The organism is Devosia sp. YIM 151766 (assembly GCF_030285925.1).
Classification (GTDB): Bacteria; Pseudomonadota; Alphaproteobacteria; order Rhizobiales; family Devosiaceae; genus Devosia.
This window is the reverse complement of the sequence record NZ_CP127251.1, coordinates 2854079-2871493: the sequence shown is the minus strand read 5'-3', so window position 1 is coordinate 2871493 and position 17415 is coordinate 2854079. Positions and strand designations below refer to the sequence as shown.

The 17415-nt window shown below is 61.9% G+C and carries 16 protein-coding genes; 8 read left to right on the top strand and 8 right to left on the bottom strand.

Annotated elements, in window-relative coordinates; all coding sequences use genetic code 11:
• Positions 1-30: 30 nt before the first annotated feature.
• On the bottom strand, positions 31-840 hold the full coding sequence (locus tag O9Z70_RS14075) for an aldo/keto reductase (protein ID WP_353057800.1): 810 nt from the start codon (positions 838-840) through the stop codon (positions 31-33).
• 166 nt (positions 841-1006) lie between these two features.
• On the opposite strand from O9Z70_RS14075, the gene O9Z70_RS14070 reads away from it, so the two are divergent.
• The 8 genes from O9Z70_RS14070 (at position 1007) to O9Z70_RS14035 (ending at position 8191) form a co-directional block, all read left to right on the top strand.
• Entirely contained in the window at positions 1007-1906 is a 900-nt protein-coding gene (locus O9Z70_RS14070; protein WP_286020066.1) for a carbohydrate ABC transporter permease, read from the top strand.
• On the top strand, positions 1903-2835 hold the full coding sequence (locus O9Z70_RS14065; RefSeq protein ID WP_286020065.1) for a carbohydrate ABC transporter permease: 933 nt from the start codon (positions 1903-1905) through the stop codon (positions 2833-2835). The genes O9Z70_RS14070 and O9Z70_RS14065 overlap by 4 nt, the downstream gene beginning before the upstream one ends.
• Positions 2836-2842: 7 nt before the next feature.
• Positions 2843-3943, top strand: a complete 1101-nt coding sequence (locus O9Z70_RS14060) for an ABC transporter ATP-binding protein (protein WP_286020064.1) — start codon at positions 2843-2845, stop codon at positions 3941-3943.
• 21 nt (positions 3944-3964) lie between these two features.
• Positions 3965-5212, top strand: a complete 1248-nt coding sequence (locus O9Z70_RS14055; RefSeq protein ID WP_286020063.1) for an ABC transporter substrate-binding protein — start codon at positions 3965-3967, stop codon at positions 5210-5212.
• 76 nt (positions 5213-5288) lie between these two features.
• Positions 5289-5777 carry a VOC family protein gene (locus O9Z70_RS14050; RefSeq protein WP_286020062.1) on the top strand — a complete coding sequence of 163 codons (489 nt, stop codon included), beginning with the start codon at positions 5289-5291 and terminating at the stop codon, positions 5775-5777.
• A 60-nt stretch (positions 5778-5837) separates the two neighbouring features.
• Positions 5838-6596, top strand: a complete 759-nt coding sequence (locus tag O9Z70_RS14045; RefSeq protein ID WP_286020061.1) for a sugar phosphate isomerase/epimerase family protein — start codon at positions 5838-5840, stop codon at positions 6594-6596.
• Positions 6538-7272, top strand: a complete 735-nt coding sequence (locus O9Z70_RS14040) for a cupin domain-containing protein (RefSeq protein WP_286020060.1) — start codon at positions 6538-6540, stop codon at positions 7270-7272. The genes O9Z70_RS14045 and O9Z70_RS14040 overlap by 59 nt, the downstream gene beginning before the upstream one ends.
• A 28-nt stretch (positions 7273-7300) precedes the next feature.
• On the top strand, positions 7301-8191 hold the full coding sequence (locus O9Z70_RS14035) for a TolB family protein (protein ID WP_286020059.1): 891 nt from the start codon (positions 7301-7303) through the stop codon (positions 8189-8191).
• 72 nt (positions 8192-8263) lie between these two features.
• On the opposite strand, the gene O9Z70_RS14030 is transcribed toward O9Z70_RS14035, so the two are convergent.
• The 7 genes from O9Z70_RS14030 to O9Z70_RS14000 form a co-directional block, all read right to left on the bottom strand.
• A complete protein-coding gene (locus O9Z70_RS14030) occupies positions 8264-9766 on the bottom strand; it encodes an argininosuccinate lyase (protein WP_286020058.1) in 1503 nt (500 codons plus the stop codon).
• A gap of 46 nt (positions 9767-9812) precedes the next feature.
• A complete protein-coding gene (locus tag O9Z70_RS14025) occupies positions 9813-10970 on the bottom strand; it encodes a LysR family transcriptional regulator (RefSeq protein WP_286020057.1) in 1158 nt (385 codons plus the stop codon).
• Positions 10971-10982: 12 nt separating this feature from the next.
• Positions 10983-12239 carry an NADH:flavin oxidoreductase/NADH oxidase gene (locus O9Z70_RS14020; RefSeq protein WP_286020056.1) on the bottom strand — a complete coding sequence of 419 codons (1257 nt, stop codon included), beginning with the start codon at positions 12237-12239 and terminating at the stop codon, positions 10983-10985.
• Positions 12232-13833 (bottom strand): aromatic amino acid ammonia-lyase, encoded by a 1602-nt coding sequence (locus O9Z70_RS14015; RefSeq protein ID WP_286020055.1) that lies wholly within the window; start codon positions 13831-13833, stop codon positions 12232-12234. Before O9Z70_RS14015 ends, O9Z70_RS14020 begins: the two co-directional genes overlap by 8 nt.
• Before the next feature lie 68 nt (positions 13834-13901).
• Entirely contained in the window at positions 13902-15449 is a 1548-nt protein-coding gene (locus O9Z70_RS14010) for an ABC transporter substrate-binding protein (protein WP_286020054.1), read from the bottom strand.
• Positions 15450-15496: 47 nt separating this feature from the next.
• Entirely contained in the window at positions 15497-16444 is a 948-nt protein-coding gene (locus O9Z70_RS14005; protein WP_286020053.1) for an oligopeptide/dipeptide ABC transporter ATP-binding protein, read from the bottom strand.
• Positions 16434-17414, bottom strand: coding sequence for an ABC transporter ATP-binding protein (locus tag O9Z70_RS14000; protein WP_286020052.1), 981 nt, complete (start codon positions 17412-17414; stop codon positions 16434-16436). Before O9Z70_RS14000 ends, O9Z70_RS14005 begins: the two co-directional genes overlap by 11 nt.
• Position 17415 lies beyond the last annotated feature (1 nt).

Here is a 17415-nt window from a genome sequence, read left to right as displayed (position 1 = left end):
TGAACGATAATACGGATTTAACGGCCTAGGCTAGTCCCAGGCCGGGCCCCAGTCGGGATTGATGCGCCTGCCATTGCGGTCCAGCATCTCGATGCGCGCCATCTCCTCTTTGGACAGCTCGACCTTTTGGCTGGCAAAATTTTCACGGATACGATCGGGCTTGCTTGAGGTAGGGATCGATGCGTAGCCCTTGCTCCGTTCGAAAGCCAAGGCGACCTGCGCGACGGTGGCGCCATGGCTTGCGGCGATCTGCTCAAGCACCAGGTCGCCAGCCAGCGTCCCATGAGCGATGGGCAGGTAGCAAGTGACCAGGATGTCCTCTCGCTGGCAATAGTCAGCTAGTTTCCGGTTCTGCAAATAGGGATGCAGTTCGAACTGGTTGGTGGCCAATCGCCCTTTTCCGACCAGGCGTTGGGCCTCCTCGATCAGGCCGATGGTGAAGTTCGAGACGCCAATAAGCCTTGTCAGCCCTGCTTCCTTCGCTTCGACCAATTGTCCGAGATATTGAGCAAGGGGAACGGATCCGTTTGGTGCCGGCCAATGCAACAAAGTCAGGTCGACCTGGTCGAGCTGCAATTGATCAAGGCTCTGGCGCAGCGAAGGCAGGAGGGCGCCTTCTCCGTAATTTTCGGTAGAGATCTTGGTAGTGACGAAGACCTCCTGCCGGTCGAGGCCGGAACGGGATACCGCCTGCCCCACTTCCCTTTCGGTGTCATAGGTCTGGGCCGTATCGAGATGACGGTAGCCGGTTTCGAGTGCTGCAAGAATCGCCTCGACGCCTTCCGGGCCGTTGCGGCCATAGGTGCCGAAGCCGAGCCGTGGAATGTTTTTGTCGATCACCCTGTCCTCCCGAGATTGCTGTGCCTGTGTGCCGGCATTTGCAGAAAGTGTGTTGACGTTCCGATTATTATCAACTTAGATTAACGATAATACAGACGCAAGGCACAGGAACTTGTGCGCCGAGCACGCCATCGGAGCGGCAGAGCTGCCCGAATGGGAGGAGAAGATGAAGTCGTTGCGCTGGAGCCGCCTGTCGCCGCAGGCTGCCCTCATCCCCGCCGTTGCCGTCACGCTAGTGGCTTTCGTTGGGTCCATCATCTGGACCATCTATCTCAGCTTCACGCGCAGTCGCCGCCTGCCCGAATACGATGTCAATTGGAGCGAGTGGGGCCGGCAATATAGCCGCCTAATGGAAGACGGCGCCTGGAAGATTGCGCTCAACAACCTGATCGTGCTTGGACTGGGCAGCGCACTGGCCATCGTCTTCGGCTTCGTGCTGGCGGCAATGATCGATCGGGAGAAGCGCGGCGAAAGCTTTTTTCGCACCGTTTTCCTTTATCCGCTCGCCATTTCGCTGATCGTCACGGGCGCCGCCTGGCGCTGGCTGTTCAACCCTGAGATGGGTATCGAGAATTTTCTCCACGGCATCGGCCTCACGGGCGTGAGCTTCAGCTGGCTCGCCAGCGCCGAAACCGCGATGTACGGCATCATTCTCGCCTCGGTCTGGCAGAGCTCGGGCTTCTACATGGCGCTGATGCTGGCGGGGCTCAAAGGCATCAATTCCGAGATCTGGAGCGCTGCCAAGCTGGACGGCGTGCCGCTCTGGCGGCTGTATGGCGAAATCATCATTCCGATGATGAAGTTCACCTTCATCACCTGCGCCATCCTGCTCTCGCTTGGCGTGATCAAATCCTATGATCTCGTCGTGGCGATGACCAATGGTGGCCCGGGCCAATCGACCTTCGTGCCAGCCTATTTCACCATCAATGCACTGACCGCCAAGGGCAATCTCGGCTTCGCTTCGGCCGCTGCCGTCATGATGCTGGTGATCACCGCCCTTGTCTTTCTGCCGCTCGTCCTGATCACCGCCTGGCAGCAACGGCGCCGTTCGGAGGCCACGAAATGACCGACCTGACCCTTGTCCAAAAAGCCGTTGGCGGCGAGGTGGCCGTGCGCAGCGCGCCCCACTTTCCCCGCCGAAAGAAGCGCGTCACCGGGCGTTCCGTCGCGGTACTGGTTTTCCTCACCATCTGCGCGCTGTTCTTTGCGGTGCCGCTCTATGTGGTCGTGGTCACCTCGTTCAAGACCATGGACCAGATCCGGGACGGACAGATCTTCTCGCTGCCGACAAGCTTTACGCTGGAAGCCTGGGACTATGCCTGGAACAAGGCGTGCTCGGGCATTAATTGCAACGGGCTCAAGGTCGGGTTCTGGAACTCGGTGGCCATCCTCATTCCTTCGCTGATCCTGTCCATAGGGCTCAGCATGGTCACCGGTTATGCCTTGGCCTTATGGAATGTGCGCTGGGCGGGACCGTTTCTGTTTCTCCTTTTCATCTGCGCCTTCGTGCCCTTCCAGATCATCATGTTTCCGCTGATCTCGATGACGTCGAGCATGAAAGTCTATGGCACGCTCTGGGGCGTGGCGCTGATCCATGCCGTGTTGGCGATGCCGGTTCTGACGCTGATCTTCCGCAATTTCTACAAGGACATTCCGCAGGAGATCATGAGTGCCGCGGTGATGGATTCCGGCTCCTTCTGGCGCATCTTCGGCGAAATCATCCTGCCGATGTCGGGCAATATCCTGATCGTCGTCCTGATCCTGCAGATCACCTCGATCTGGAACGACTACCTGATCGGGGTGACCTTTGGCGGCTTCAACGGTCAGCCGATGACGGTGAACCTCGCCAATCTCGTCACCATCTCGACCGGCACCGTCGCCTACAACCAGAACATGGCGGCAGCGCTGCTCACCGCCATTCCTCCGCTCGTCATCTACTTCCTGGTCGGCAAGCTCTTCGTACAGGGCATCACCGCCGGCGCCATCAAGGGCTGATCGACCCATGCCACGCGTCAGTTTCGAACACATCACCAAGACTTACGGAAACCTGTCGGTGCTCAACGACCTCAATCTCGCGGTCGATGACGGCGACTTCCTGGTCCTGCTCGGCCCCTCCGGCTGCGGTAAAACCACGCTGCTGAATCTTTTGGCAGGGCTGCTCGACGTCACCGACGGACGCATCATGATCGGCGATCGCGATGTGACCGACCTTGATCCGAAAGATCGTGGCCTGGCCATGGTGTTCCAGTCCTATGCGCTTTACCCAACCAAGACGGTGCGCGGAAATCTGCGCTTCGGCCTGGTGTCATCGAAATTGCCGGGCGAGGAAATCGATCGCCGCGTGGCCTGGGCCGCGAAATTGCTGCAGATCGAGCCGCTGCTGGATCGCAAGCCGGCCCAATTGTCGGGCGGCCAGCGGCAACGCGTCGCCATAGGTCGGGCATTGGTCAAGAATGTCAGCGTGTTCCTGTTCGACGAACCGCTCAGCAATCTCGATGCCAAGCTGCGCACGGAGATGCGGCTCGAGATCAAGAAGCTTCATGACGAGCTCAACCCGACCATCGTCTATGTGACCCATGACCAGATCGAAGCCATGACCATGGCGACCAAGATCGCAGTCATGAACGGCGGGGTGATCCAGCAATTCGGGACGCCGGATGAAATCTACGAGCGGCCGGCCAATCTCTTCGTGGCTGGTTTTATCGGCTCGCCGGCGATGAATTTGCGCAAGTCGCGGCTCGCGGTTTCCGGCGACAAGATAGAGGTGGTCTTTGTCTCGGGCGGCCGGATGGATGTATCCGATTATCCGTTCATGGCTCCGCCACAGGATGGAGCCGAGGTGATCGCCGGCCTCCGCCCGGAACATTTCCTGCCGCCGGGCGCCCCCGCCGGGCCGGTGGCCGCGACCTTCGACGTGCCGGTCCAGTATGCGGAGCGCACCGGACCGGACGCCAGCGCCTATCTCGATTTCGAGAACGACCTGCTCGCCATCCGCGTGGAACCGGCAATTGCCGCCGGCATGCGGCCGGGTCAGGTCGTTTTCGTGAGCTTTGCGAGGGGCAAAGCCAACCTGTTCGATGCCCGGACCGGGCATCGAATGTAGCCAACGTCAAGGGAGAGAGACATGCTTAGAAAGACACTTGCCATCACCATTGCCGGCATGATGCTCGGCACCGCTGCCGGATCGACCAATGCCGCCGATCTCGTGATCTATCACAACTGGTCTTCGGCGGCGGAAGTGGCAGCGCTCAACGTGTTGCGGGCGGGCCTTGAAGAAAAGGGCCATACCTGGACCGACATCGCGATCCCGCACAATACCGGTTCCAACGTCAACCTCATGAGCCTGATCACCGGCGGGCAGCCGCCCAATGTCTTCCTTGAAGCTAATCCAGGCGTTTACCGCGACATTGCCGGCCTCGGCATGGGTTTCCCGATGACCCAGTGGTACGAGGAAAACGGCATCCTGGAAAACCTGCCGGCCTCGGTGCAGGCTTCGATCCGCGTTGACGGCGAGATCGTCAAGGTGCCGACCGCGCTCCATATCGACGGCATGGTCTATTACAACATGGAAGTGGCGGAAGCCGCAGGGGTCGACCCGGCATCGTGGACTTCGCTCGAGGAGATGTTCGCTGACTTCGAGAAGGTGCGCGAAGCAGGCTATGTGCCGCTTGCTGTGGGTAGCCAGCCATTCCAGGTCGGTTACCTGCTTCATGCGCTGACCGCCGCCATTGCCGGACCTGAAATCTATAGCCGCATCTATGGCGAGAACCCCGATCCGGAAGCGCTGGATGACCCGGCATTCCGTCAGACGCTAGAAACCCTGCGCCTCTTCGCCAACGAGGCGGGTCCCGAGGCCCAGAACCGTCCCTGGAACGAAACCACCGCGCAGGTGATCACCGGGCGCGCCCTGATGCAGATTCATGGCGATTGGATGAAGGGCGAATGGTTTGCCGCCGATAAGGTCGCGGGCACCGATTTCGGCTGTATCGAAATCCCCAACGCCAAGGCCGTGGTCGCAACTGTGGATGCCTGGGGCCTGCTTGGCGGCGTCTCGGACGACATCGCGGCAGCCGAACTCGACTATGCGTCGGTGGTGCTGGATCCGCAGATTCAGGGCGAATTCTCCGCTGCCAAGGGCTCGACGCCAGTCCGGCTCGACGCGCCTGCCGGCTCGCTCGATGCGTGCTCGACCGAGGTGCTCAATATCCTCTCCGATCCGGCACGCCAGGTGCAGAACCCGCACAACACCGCCGATGCCGATTGGCAGAACTCAATCTGGGAGGTGGTGTTCAATTACTGGTCCGATCCGTCGATGACCATCGATGATGCCATCGCCCAGATGAAGGACAATTACGACACCATCCTCGGCTAACCCGTCCCCCCTGCCCAGCAGCCTCTCCTTTTCCTTCGGAGGCTGCTGGGTTCCTCCCCAAATTGGATTGACGAAAATGGACAAGCGCCTGCTTGATGAAGACGAAGTGATGCAGATCTGCTTCGTTACCGACGATGTGGACAAATCGGCGCAGTGGTTTGCCGATCTGACCGGCAAGCCCATGCCCTCGCTGGGCAAGGCCGCCTCGCCCGAAGAGGCCAAGGCCATCTATAACGGAATGCCAGCATCGGTCGGCTGCAAGATCCGTATGTTCAAGTTCGGCAATATCGACGTCGAATTTCTCGAGCCCGGCCCGGAAAAGAGCGCCTGGCGGGATTTGCTCGAACAAAAAGGGCCCGGCTGCCATCACATCGCGTTCCGCACGCGAAACCTCACCAATCGCAATGCCTATCTCGAGGGCAAAGGCCACAAGCTGTTGCAGCGCGGCGAGTTCGACGGCTCGCATGGCCGCTACGCCTATTACGACACAGTCGAAAAGTTGGGCGTCATGGTGGAACTTCTCGAGTTCGACAAGGACAAGGAGGCGCAGCCGAGCGCCGGCTAATCCTCATTGCCAAGCTCCGGCTACTGGCCGGAGCATCCCCTATACCTTTGCCGAGGTTCCATGGCCTATCCGATTGCTTATCAACTCTACTCCTCCCGCAATTTTCCTCCGCTGTTCGACCAGTTTCCAAAGCTCAAGGCCATGGGGTATGACGGGATCGAGCCGTGGCTGCCGGCCTACGAGAAAAACCCGTCAGAGTTTCGCCGTGCTCTCGACGATGCAGGGCTAAAATGCTTCGGCTTTCATATGCCATTGGCGGGCCTCGTCAACGAGCCGCAGCGCTATATCGAAATCGCGCAAACACTTGGCGCTACTTATCTAATCCCGCCCTATGTGGCGGCCGAAGAACGTCGGCCGACGGCCCAGTATTGGCGTGAGCTGGGCGAAAAGCTTGCGACGGGCGCCGAGGCCGCCGCGAAGCATGGGCTGGCGGTGGCCTGGCACAATCATGATTTTGAGTTCGTGCCCCTCGATGACGGCACGCGTCCGATCGATCATATCTTCGAAGCCGGGGGCGAGGGCGTCAAATTCGAGATCGATTGCGGCTGGATCGTGCGAGCCGGAGCCGATCCCGCGGCAGAACTGAAGCGCTTTGCCGACCGTATCGTTGCCATCCAGACCAAGGACACTGCCCCGCTGGGAACGAAGGACGATGACGGCTGGAGAGCGACAGGCGACGGCATCATCGATTGGGCGGCGCTGGTTCCCCTGTTCCGCCAGACCAAGGCCGACCATATCGTCACCGAACACGACAATCCAAGTGACTGGAGCCAATTCGCCAGCCGCTCGATCGCCCATATTAAAGCCTTGGGACTTTAGCGGTGCGCCTGCGCTTGGGAGCCTCAGCGATGAGCAGCGCGGAAACAAGGCGGGCAATGTTGGCTGGATACCTGATTTTCCCGCGAAAAAGCATTCGGAACGAACAAGGAGCAACATCGTGAACACCGAGATTTTCTGGTCGAAGCCTGTCGGTTTCGTTCCAAATAGCCGCTTCCCGCTTCTGGTTCATCGCAATGCGGTGCCGGGCGGCGAGGATGCCTTGATCAAGCGGTTCCGCAGCAATGGCTGGCTCAATAACTGGCGTTATCCCGGCGTCTATACCTATGCCCATTTTCATTCGACCACGCATGAATGCCTTGGCTGCGCAAAGGGCTGGATGGAGGTCGATCTGTTTGGTCAAGGCGGCGTCAGAGTGCGCGTCGAGGCCGGCGACGTGATTGTTCTACCCGCCGGCGTGTCGCATGAAATGGTCGGCAATTCCGACGACGTGATGATGGTGGGGGGGTATCCTGACGGGCGGGACTGGGACAATGTCCAGGATGCCGGCCTGACCGAGACGATGTTCCGTGCGGCCGCCAAGCGCATCATGATGTTGCCCATTCCGGCCCGCGATCCCGCCACCGGCGAGCCGATGTACGAATGGATCGAGGCGCCGTCATCGGTGGATGCCGGGCTCAACGATTTCCGCGACAATCTTGACGACGACGCCAACTAGGTCGCCGCACCGCCATTCCGAGGTCCCCATGAGCTTTTCGTTTCCGCGCCGTGGACGTTCACTTTCGACCGGGCAGCAATCGCAGCTCGAAATCATCAACCTGGCCGGGGAAAGGCGTATCGTCTTTTTGACCGACGAGGTCATCGAGGCGCCGAACTGGAGTGGAGACGGAAAGTGGCTGGTGTTCAACGCTGGTGGCCAGATCTTCAAGATCAGCCCGAATGGCGGCACACCGGAGCATATCGATACCGGTCATCTGGACGATCTCAACAACGACCACGTGCTCTCTCCCGACGGCAAGACGATCTATGTGAGCTCCGATGACGGCCACCTCTACGCGGTGCCTTTTCAAGGGGGTGGGGCATGGCGGGTGTCGAACGAGCACCAGACCCCGCACCATTACTACCTCCACGGCATTTCGCCCGATGGATTGACGCTCTCCTATGTCGCCGTGGAGCAGCCGGACGAAGAGCGGATGGTCAACATCTTCACACTTCCTGCTGCCGGCGGCCCCGACACGCGGCTGACTGGTTTTTCGGTGCCCAATGACGGGCCGGAATATTCAGCGGACGGACGATGGATCTACTTCAACTCGGAACTGGCTGCTTCGCAGCCTGGCCATGCGCAGATATTTCGCATGAGGATCGACGGAACCGGTGTCGAACAGCTGACCTTCGACGCCAGGGTCAACTGGTTTCCGCATTGCTCTCCAGATGGCAAGCTGATCGCCTATCTGAGCTATCCGGAAGGCACGATAGGCCATCCGCCGGACCGGGATGTGATCTTGCGCCTGATGTCGCCGAACGGAGAGGACCAGCGCGACCTTACCGCCCTTTTCGGCGGACAAGGCACGATCAACGTCAACTCGTGGTCGCCCGACAGCAGCGAACTCGCCTTTGTTTCTTACCCTAAGGCATGAGCAGCAAGCGGCGCGCATCCAGGTAGCGGCAATAGTCGAAAAGCGGCCATCTCCGTATTTGGGCTCCTGGCCCTAGCCGCTTATTATCATTTCGATGGCGCTTTCGAGTTCCTGCGACGCTCCGACAATGGCGTGCTCTGCTGCTTCCATCTCGGTCTGCTGCGCAGTCGCGGTATTCCGGAGCGAGGCGATATTGCTCATCACGGCGGAGGGGGCGGGTCCTCCTTCATTTGTCCGGCGCTCCACAAAGGCCTGCACGTCGACGGCTGCGGCAATGTCGAAGCTGCCGAGGTCCGAGGCGGCAATCTCCGCTTCCGCGAGCGCCGTTTCCAACAAGGCGAGGTCCACCTGGCGGGGCGACAGGCGCCGCTCGGTCGCAAGCCGGACCAGGATCGAAACCACGCGATGGGCTTCGCGCCAGTTCAAGCCCAGATGTCGCACCAATGCACTGGCGATATCGGTGGCCTGGCTCCAGCTATTTTCCGTAAGCTGCCTGGCGCGTTGTGCATCGATTTTGGTATGGGCGATGAGATCGGCCATCTGGGGCAGGCGGGTAGCGACCTTGCCGATCAGCGCCCATACCGCATTTTCGGCGGTTTTTCTGGCATGCACCGACTGACCCGTGGTCCCCGCCTCGATATTGCCGACCAGCAGCAAGGTGGCGCTGGCCTCGGCGCCCAAGGCGCGCAATTCATGCAGAAAGCTCGGATTTTTCTTCTGCGACATGATTGAACTGGTGTCGCAGAAGCGGTCGGGAATCAGGGCCAGGCCGGCCTCCTGGGTGGTCCAGAACAGCAAATCCTCGGCCAGTCGGCCCATATTCGCGCAGAGCAAGGAAATGATCGACACATATTCGGCAAACACGTCATTGCTCAAGGTGGCGTCCATTGTGTTGACGAGGATGCCGTCAAAGCCGAGCAAGGCCGCGACGCGGGCCCGGTCGATGGGGAAATCGGTGCCGGTGGCCACAGCGGCGCCGGCGGGCGACAAGTTCAGCCGGTCAAATCCGTCCAGCAGCCGCTGCGTGTCGCGTTGAAACACATTGGCCCACATCATCAGCCAATGGGCATAGGTGGTGGGCTGGGCGTGTTGGCCATGGGTATAGGCGGGGATTATGCAATCGAGATAATCGGGCGCCGCCCTCAAGACGGCCAATTGCACCGCGATCAATTGCCTGGTCATGGACAATATGGCCGCCCGAAGGACAATTCTTCTGCTCACGCCAGCCAGATCGGCCGAGCTTCTGCCCAGATGGATAAAGCCGCCAAGCTTGGCGCCGAGCCGCTCGGTCAGGTAATATTCGCCCGAATGCAGCGCGCCGCCAATGCGCAGCCTCGCCGCGACGGCGCCTTCCTCCGTCTCCATATCGCGGAGCGCCCCAAGCATGAGCGCGCCATCGCGCCGCCCCAGCAACCCGGTTTCCACCAGCATGACGAGATGGGCTTTGTCGAAGGCGTGGACGGCTGCCAGCTTGGTCTCGACGGTCCGGGAATCGTAGCGGTCCAGTCCGCCGACCATCGGCTCCGTCAGGCGACCTTTGGCGGCACGTATGATGGCGGCGGTCTTTTCGGTCATGGTTCTACTTCCGGGGCGAGTTGGGATGGGCGGGGCAGGCCAGGGATCACAGGCCCCGCAGGTGTTTGATCAGCGAGGTGCGGACCTGCTCGGGCAATGCGTTCTTGCGCCAGGCCAGGAGCAGGGCCTGGGTATATTCGTCCGGTATCGGCATTTGCCAGAAATCATAGGGCAGATGACCGACGACCGACCTTTGCAGCACGGTGACATAGCCATAGTCGGAAACCAGGCGGACGATCACCGGTATGGAATCGGATTCGAGGATGTCGAGATTATAGAAGTCGTCCTGGCCCACGACATCGGCCATGAACCGGTCGCATACCTGCCTCAGGCCGCTCTTTTTGCTGAGCAGGGCTATTTTGCGGCTGCGGAACAAGGCGCCGAAATCGGCCAGAGGCTGTTCAAGATTGCTGCCGACCACGCAAAGCTTGGATTCGGAGAGAACCTCCTTCTCATATTCCAGCGGAATATTGAGGTGATCGAGCAGGACGGCGTCGAAGCGGCGCGACTTGAGGCCGAGCATCAGTTCATCGGCGGTCAGGCCGATGATGGACAAGGGCTGGCGCGGCCGTTCGTCCGCCCATCGCGCCGACAGCCGCGCAAGCATTTCGGCCACGAAACTCTCATGGCCAAGCGGCATGATCGTGCCGAGACTCCAGGTGGATACCGCCCGCCGAAAATGCTCCGCCGCCGCAAATGAAAGCTTGTCCCAAGCGTCGAGAATGCGGCCGGCTATGGCCAGGACGATGGCGCCATTCTCGGTGCTGACCACGCCGTGCCGGCTTCGCTTGAAGATTTCCAGCCCCAGATTGCGCTCGACATCGCCGATTTGCCGCGTCAATTGGGGCTGGCCGATGGCAATGACCTTGGCCGCCTTGCGGATGCTGCCGCGATGGGCCACGACGATGATCCGGCGCAGGGCTTCGACGCCGATAGGCAGGACCGCTCCGCCCGGCGTGGCCAGGCTGCATAATCGGCGCGCCTCGGCATCGATCAGCGCCAGCGCCGGCGCCCGGCGCTCCGCTTCCAGGGTAAGAGAAAGGGCGCGGCCCTCACGCCGCACCATGGGTATGCCGACGGCATTCTCGAACCGCACCAGGGCGGCACTGACCGTCGATGGCGATTTGTCGATGAGCCGGCCGGCATGGCGAATGGACCCTGTCTCGAAAAAGGCGTGCACCATGATGAGCGTGAGCAGGTCCATGCGCGATAACCGTTATTCCCTGGCCGCCGGCCAGTATTCGCCCCGTTCCGACCAGGAATAGGGCACGCTGCGGTCGGGCGCGAGCGGGATGTCGACCTTTGATCCGCTCGGATAGCTGTCACGATGACGGTCCCGGTCCCGCAATCTGAACGCCATGTCGCCGGGCAGGACCGCATAGGGATCGTGCTTGCCCAATTCGGCCGCGGCATGGGCCGGCCAGTTCGGATCCCATATGGCGCCCCGGGCAATGGCGATCAGATCGGCTTCGCCGGCCTGTAGAATGACCTCGGCCCGCTGGGGGCTGGTGATCAGCCCCACGGCAAGGGTCGGCATGCCGGCCTGCTCCCGCAGGGTCTTCGCATAGGCGACCTGGAATTCGGGGACGCGGGGCACCGGCGGGAAGGGGCCATCGCCATTCATGCCGCCGGACGAGCAATCGATGAGGTCGACGCCGAGATCGCGTAGCGCGGCGGCGAGGGCGATACTGTCCTCGATAAACCATTGGCCGCCCCGGCCATCGACTACCGACATGCGGAAGAACAACGGCTTGTCCGCCGGCCAGACAGAGCGGACGGCTTCGGCGACCTCCAGAACGAACCGCATGCGCCCGGCGCGGTCGCCGCCATAGGCGTCGGTTCTCTTATTGGCGAGCGGGGAGAGAAACTGGTGCAGCAGATAGCCGTGGCCACCGTGGATTTCACAAATGTCGAAGCCGGAATCGACGGCCCTGAGCGTGGCCTGCTTCCAGGTGGCCAGCATCTCTCCGATCTCGGCGCGCGAGAGCTCATGGGGAACGGCAGCATCGGAGGACCAGGCGATAGGGCTCGGAGCCACGCCCTGCCAGGGAGGCAGGCCCGCCTTGGCGTCCTCCTCGGTCAGGGGTTTCCATCCCAATTCCGCGCCGTGACACGATGCCTGGCGGCCGGCATGGCCCAATTGGATAGCCGGAACCGCGCCCTGAGCTTTGATGAAGTCGGTGATTCGGCGATAGGCCGTCACGTGCTCGTCATTGTAGAGGCCGGCGCAGGCATGGGTTTTCCGGCCCCGCTCCTCTATCGCCGTTTCTTCGGTGAACACCACGCCGGCCCCGCCGACCGCGAACTTTCCCAGATGGACGAGGTGCCAGTCCGTGGGTCCGCCATCTATCGAGCGGTATTGGCACATCGGGGCGACGACGATACGGTTCTTGAGGCGAACCGAACGCATGTTCAGCGGGGTAAACAGCAGAGGCACTGCGGGATCGGCGCCCGTCTGGCTAGGGTTATGCATTGTCCAGCTTTCCGGCTTTGAGGGCGTCATAGATGCGGTCGATGGCGGTGCCAGGCCGCAAATCGGGCGCTGCCGACAGCAGGTCCCGGAGCGCCTGGTGGAGCTTTTCCGATCCGCGTCCCAGAGGCAGTTCCGGCTGGTCGTCCCGCCTGGCCCTGATCAGGCTGTCGGCGACGACCAGCTCGACCGCCAGCATGCGCAGGATATTGTCCATGGCCTCGATGGCACGGCGTATACCGGTGGGCGCGTGATTGCCGACATCCTCGATATCGCCCGCCGAGGGTTGAACCTGGGTGGAGAGCGGCTGGAGAGCGGCCGCAATCTGCGCCTGCAGGACATTGGCGATCTTGGAGAAGCCGAAGGCGCTCGCCGTCGGCTGCCGCGCCAGCATGTCGATCTTGGTGAAATGCGGGTTGATCAGCCGATTGGCGCGCTGCATGGAGGCATTGGACAGATGCGCGAAGGCGACGAGCATGGACTGCGCATCGAGCACCCAGGGCAGGGGGTCGAAATAGGCGGTGGGGATCGCGCCGCCCGCGAGCTGTTCGTCGCCGCTGCCGAAATAAGGCCGCAACTGCTCCGAGACGTCCTCCGGGGAGCAGGCCATAATGCTGGGATTGTCTTCGATGCTGTTGATTTGCACCGACAGGGTCTGTTCCAGCCGGTCGATGCTCTCGGTGCAGACGGCATGCATCAGGGGCGCCGTGCGGAAACTCAGAGGGTCCTGCAGATAGCGCTCCTCGGATGGCCGCCACAAATAGCTGCCCTCGAGCATGTCGCGGAACTGCGCCAGAATCCCGGCATAATGCCTGAACGGCCGGTCGGCAGCCGCCACGTCGAGCAATGGGGCGACATTGCCATTCAAGGCCTCAAGGCTGAGCGCATAGGTGAGGTTGGCTGCCGCCAGCACCTTTTTCGCCGCTGCAACCAGCAGGCAGGCCTGGCCGGCCGAAAGCGCATTGGACGACATGATCGCCATCGCGTCGCGGCCGATAGGATGCAGAAGGGGCAGGCCCGCCCTGCTCAAGGCCTCGGCGGCGGGAAGGATCGTGCCGTCCTCGGTCTCGATCTGTCCCACACCCATCATCGCCGCGCCGACATAGGAGAGACTGGACAGATCGCCCACGCCCACCGACCCGGTGCCGGGCACGATCGGCGACAGCCCTCTATTCACCATTTCCAGCAGCAGGTCGAGCGCTTCGGCGCCGATGCCCGAGCCGCCGGCCAGCAGCGTATTGAGCCTGACGATCATGGCCGCGCGGACATCCATGCGGGCAACGGGCTCGCCGATCGCCCGGCAATGGGACAGCAGCAGATTGCGATTGAATTGCAGGCTCCGCTCCCCGTCGTCGAGGGCGGTGAATTCGCGATAATCGTTTACCCTGATCTGGCGGGCCATGCCCACGCCGCGGTTCACGCCATAGATCGGCACATCGGCGCGCACCGCCCATGCCAGCGCCCGCCGCGAGCGATCCGCCCTGTCCATGCCCTCCTGGCTGGCCAATATCTTGCAGGAGGCGGTCGCCGCCATGGCGACATCGCCGGGGCTCAGCGCCCCCGTGCCCAGCACGATGTGTCTATCAGGGTTCAACATGACGATCCGATTGTTTCGCGGAGCTCTTCAGCCATGAAGAGCCCCGCGCATTTGAGCGGCAATGCCGGTTAGGCCTGGGTGAAATAGGCGTATTGGCAATCCACGCCGTTTGGCAGAATCATCGGCTTGAGCCAAGTCTGGTGCGCATAGGCGACGACGTCGCTGGTCAGCCAGATAAAGGCCGCCGATTCGTCCATCAGCTGCTGCATCTCGACCAGTTTCGCCGAGCGGGAGTCGAGATCGAAATCCTGGCTGATGCTGTTGTAGAGCTCCTCGAATTCGGGGCTGTTCCAACGGCTCCAGTTCCAGTCGCCGACCTGGTTGGGCAGGAACCAGCGGGTATTGGCCACTGGCGCGACGGAGGTGTTGAAGCTGGTGATGTAGAGCTCCATGTTCTCGCCGGATTCTTCCTTGCCAGCCGACCAGAAGCTGCCGCCCTCCCGCTGGTCGATCTCAACGTCGATACCGACGTTCGCAAGCTGCGCCTGGACGATGAGGGCCATGGTCTGGAAGACCGGCTCGTTCAGAATGGTCAGCTTGAGCGACAGGCGATCCGACACGCCGGCTTCGGCGAGCAGGTCCTGGGCTTGCTGGGCATCCTGGTTATAGACGGGCGCTTCGTCCCAATGGCCGGCGAGGCCGGCGGGAAGCAAGGTGTTGAGGCGCGGCGCCTGGCCCTGATAGGCCCCCTGCAGCACCTCGTCGACATCCACCGCCGCGCGGATGGCTTGTCGGACCTTGAGGTCGGCGAGCTTGGGCGCTTCCACATTGAGACCGAGCCAGATGAATTTCTGTGTCGGAATGGTGCTGACCGCGACACGGCCCGAGCGCTCGAGTTCCGGAACGGTGGTCAGCGGGACCTGGGTGAAGTCGATTTCACCGGCCTCGACCGCGAGCTGGGCGGTCTTGACGTTCGATATGAACCTGACGGTAAAGGATTCAAATTCCCCCGGGCTGTCCAGGAAAAGCGGATTGCGCTTGAGCACGACGCCATCCTGGCCGCTGAAGGAAACGACTTCATAGCGGCCCGAGCCGACCGGATTGCGTCCGAACTGGGCGCCGAATTCCTCCACTGCCTTGCGCGGCACGATGGCACCGGAGGCATGCGGCAATGCCGATTGCCAGATATTGGGCGCCGGCTGCTTGAACATGATGCTGCCCGAATATTTGTCGTGCACCACCACCTCGTCGAGATCGGCCCAGTCCTGCCGATAGCTCGAGACCCGCCCCTCGGCGTCCGGAAAGGCGAAGCGCTCCAGCGAGAACTTCACGTCGTCGGCGGTCATTTCACCATAGCCGCCGGTGAACATGATGCCCTGCTTGAGGGTGAAGGTGATTTCGAGATCCGACTTTTGCTCGATGGCCTCGGCGGCGTCCAATTGCCAGCCATAGGCGCCGACATTGTAGTCGATGAGGCGCTGATAGACCGCCCTGATGACATTGGAATCGGTCAGGCTGGTCCGGAATGCCGGATCGAGATTTTCCACGTCGCGGTCGACCCGCGCGATGTAGGACTGATGCTCCTGAGAAAAGGTCGGCACGATGCCCAGGGGAGCGAGCGCCGAAAAGGCGGCCGCCCCTCCGACAAACTGCCTGCGTGAAAGCTTCGGATTCATTGGTTTCTCCTGTCCTTGCTCTGGCTGTCCGCTGGCCTTTCCCGAACCTATCGGGGGGTGGTCAGCGAAAAAGGGAAATGGCACCGGACCGAATGCTCCGGATCGAGCGGCTCCAATTGAGGCGGGCGCTCGGAACAGACGGGCTGGGCGACCGGGCAGCGCGACGCGAAGCGGCACCCTTTCGGTAGGTTGACATTGCTCGGTATTTCGCCGCGCAAGAGGATCGGCGGCGCCGTCGCGTCCGGGCTCAGCATCGGATTGGCGGAGAACAGCGCCGCGGTATAGGGATGGGCGGGCCGCGAGAACAGCCGGCGCGTGGGCGCGTCCTCCACCACCTGACCCAGATACATGATGACGGTGCGGTTGGTCACGCGCCGGACCACGTGCAGGTTGTGACTGACCATCATGAAGGTCAGGTCCAGCGAGGCGCGCAATTCCTGGAGCAGATTGAGCATTTCGCCCTGCACCGAGACGTCGAGACCGGCGGTCGGCTCGTCCGCAACCAGCAATTCGGGTTCCAGCAGCAAGGCCCGGGCCACGCCGACGCGCCTTGCCTGCCCGCCCGAGAGCTGGTGTGGATATCGATCCAGAAGTGTGGGGGTGAGCTTCAGCCGCTCGAGCAGCAGTCCCAACCTGGTGTCGAACGCCGCCCGATCCATGCTGAATATCTTGGCGGATTCGGTCAAAAGCGCCCTGACGGTCATGCGCGGCGACAGCGCGGCGACTGCATCCTGCATCAAGAACTGCGCGCGCTTGCGGAAGTCGCGGGGAATCCGGCTCGAAGCCAGGTCCTGGCCCAGGACCCGCACCCGGCCAGCGGTTGGCCTGGTCAAGCCGACGACCAGCCGGCTGAGCGTGGTTTTGCCCGATCCAGACTCGCCGACGACGCCCACATTGTCGCCCTGCCTGAGCCGCAAGGAAACGTCGTCGAGCGCGTGGACCCGCCGGTTGAACAGCACGGATGCGCCTTCGATGCTCACGACATCATCGGCCATCGCGAAGCTCCTCGGCGCGAATGCAGCGCGTGAAATGGCCCGGGCCGACTTCCACCAATGGCGGCAGGGCGGTGCGGCAAGCATCGATGCAGAAACCGCATCGCGGCGCGAAGCGGCAACCGTGCTTGGCGTCGTCGATGCGCGGCGCGGCGCCCGGAATGAATTTCAGCGGCGTGCCTTCAGGCGCCTCGTCAACCTCGCAGGCGATGAGCGCCTGGGTATAGGGATGGGCGGACGCGAACAGCACGTCGCGCTTGGCGCCGTATTCCACGATGCTGCCGGCATACATGACGCAGACATCGTCACACAGCTGGGACACAACCCCCAGGTGATGGGAGATGAAGATGATCGATCCAGTGAATTCGGAGCGCAAATCCGCCAGCAGCCTGACGACCTGGGCTTCGATAGTGGCGTCCAGCGCCGTGGTCGGCTCGTCGGCGATCAGCAGGCTGGGCTTGACGAGCAAGGCCATCGCGATGACGACGCGCTGGCGCATGCCCCCCGAAAACTGGCCGGGATAGGCCTTTAACTTCTGGACTGGATCGGGCAGGCCGACTTTGGCCAAGGCCTCGACGATTATGCTGGTAATCGCCTTTTCCGCCAGGTCGGGATAGCGCCGCCGGGCCACGTCGCGCAGCTGTACGCCAATGGTCAGAACCGGATTGAGGCTGGTCAGCGGGTCCTGAAAAATCATGGCGATCTGGTCGCCGAGGATCGAGCGCATATGGGCTTCGTCTATCGGCAGCAATTCGACGCCGTCGATCTTGATGCTGCCCTCGAGCGCCAGCGAGTCCGGAACCAGGCCGGTGATGCAATTGGCCAGGCTGGATTTGCCGGACCCGGATTCCCCGACCAGGCCCAGGATCTTGCCCTTGGGAAGGTCCAGATCCACGCCGCAGAGTATTTCATGGTCCCGGCTCTCCCGGACGCTGAGGCGGACATTCCTTATGGACAAGGTCGGATCATGCATA

What these genes read in the sequence shown, in the direction of transcription:
- O9Z70_RS14050 (WP_286020062.1), top strand. Translation starts at nt 5,289, where the DNA reads ATGGACAAGCGCCTGCTTGATGAAGACGAAGTGATGCAGATCTGCTTC.
- O9Z70_RS14000 (WP_286020052.1), bottom strand. Translation starts at nt 17,414, where the DNA reads ATGCATGATCCGACCTTGTCCATAAGGAATGTCCGCCTCAGCGTCCGG.
- O9Z70_RS14045 (WP_286020061.1), top strand. Translation starts at nt 5,838, where the DNA reads ATGGCCTATCCGATTGCTTATCAACTCTACTCCTCCCGCAATTTTCCT.
- O9Z70_RS14005 (WP_286020053.1), bottom strand. Translation starts at nt 16,444, where the DNA reads ATGGCCGATGATGTCGTGAGCATCGAAGGCGCATCCGTGCTGTTCAAC.
- O9Z70_RS14030 (WP_286020058.1), bottom strand. Translation starts at nt 9,766, where the DNA reads ATGACCGAAAAGACCGCCGCCATCATACGTGCCGCCAAAGGTCGCCTG.
- O9Z70_RS14025 (WP_286020057.1), bottom strand. Translation starts at nt 10,970, where the DNA reads ATGGACCTGCTCACGCTCATCATGGTGCACGCCTTTTTCGAGACAGGG.
- O9Z70_RS14065 (WP_286020065.1), top strand. Translation starts at nt 1,903, where the DNA reads ATGACCGACCTGACCCTTGTCCAAAAAGCCGTTGGCGGCGAGGTGGCC.
- O9Z70_RS14055 (WP_286020063.1), top strand. Translation starts at nt 3,965, where the DNA reads ATGCTTAGAAAGACACTTGCCATCACCATTGCCGGCATGATGCTCGGC.
- O9Z70_RS14070 (WP_286020066.1), top strand. Translation starts at nt 1,007, where the DNA reads ATGAAGTCGTTGCGCTGGAGCCGCCTGTCGCCGCAGGCTGCCCTCATC.
- O9Z70_RS14020 (WP_286020056.1), bottom strand. Translation starts at nt 12,239, where the DNA reads ATGCATAACCCTAGCCAGACGGGCGCCGATCCCGCAGTGCCTCTGCTG.
- O9Z70_RS14060 (WP_286020064.1), top strand. Translation starts at nt 2,843, where the DNA reads ATGCCACGCGTCAGTTTCGAACACATCACCAAGACTTACGGAAACCTG.
- O9Z70_RS14035 (WP_286020059.1), top strand. Translation starts at nt 7,301, where the DNA reads ATGAGCTTTTCGTTTCCGCGCCGTGGACGTTCACTTTCGACCGGGCAG.
- O9Z70_RS14010 (WP_286020054.1), bottom strand. Translation starts at nt 15,449, where the DNA reads ATGAATCCGAAGCTTTCACGCAGGCAGTTTGTCGGAGGGGCGGCCGCC.
- O9Z70_RS14015 (WP_286020055.1), bottom strand. Translation starts at nt 13,833, where the DNA reads ATGTTGAACCCTGATAGACACATCGTGCTGGGCACGGGGGCGCTGAGC.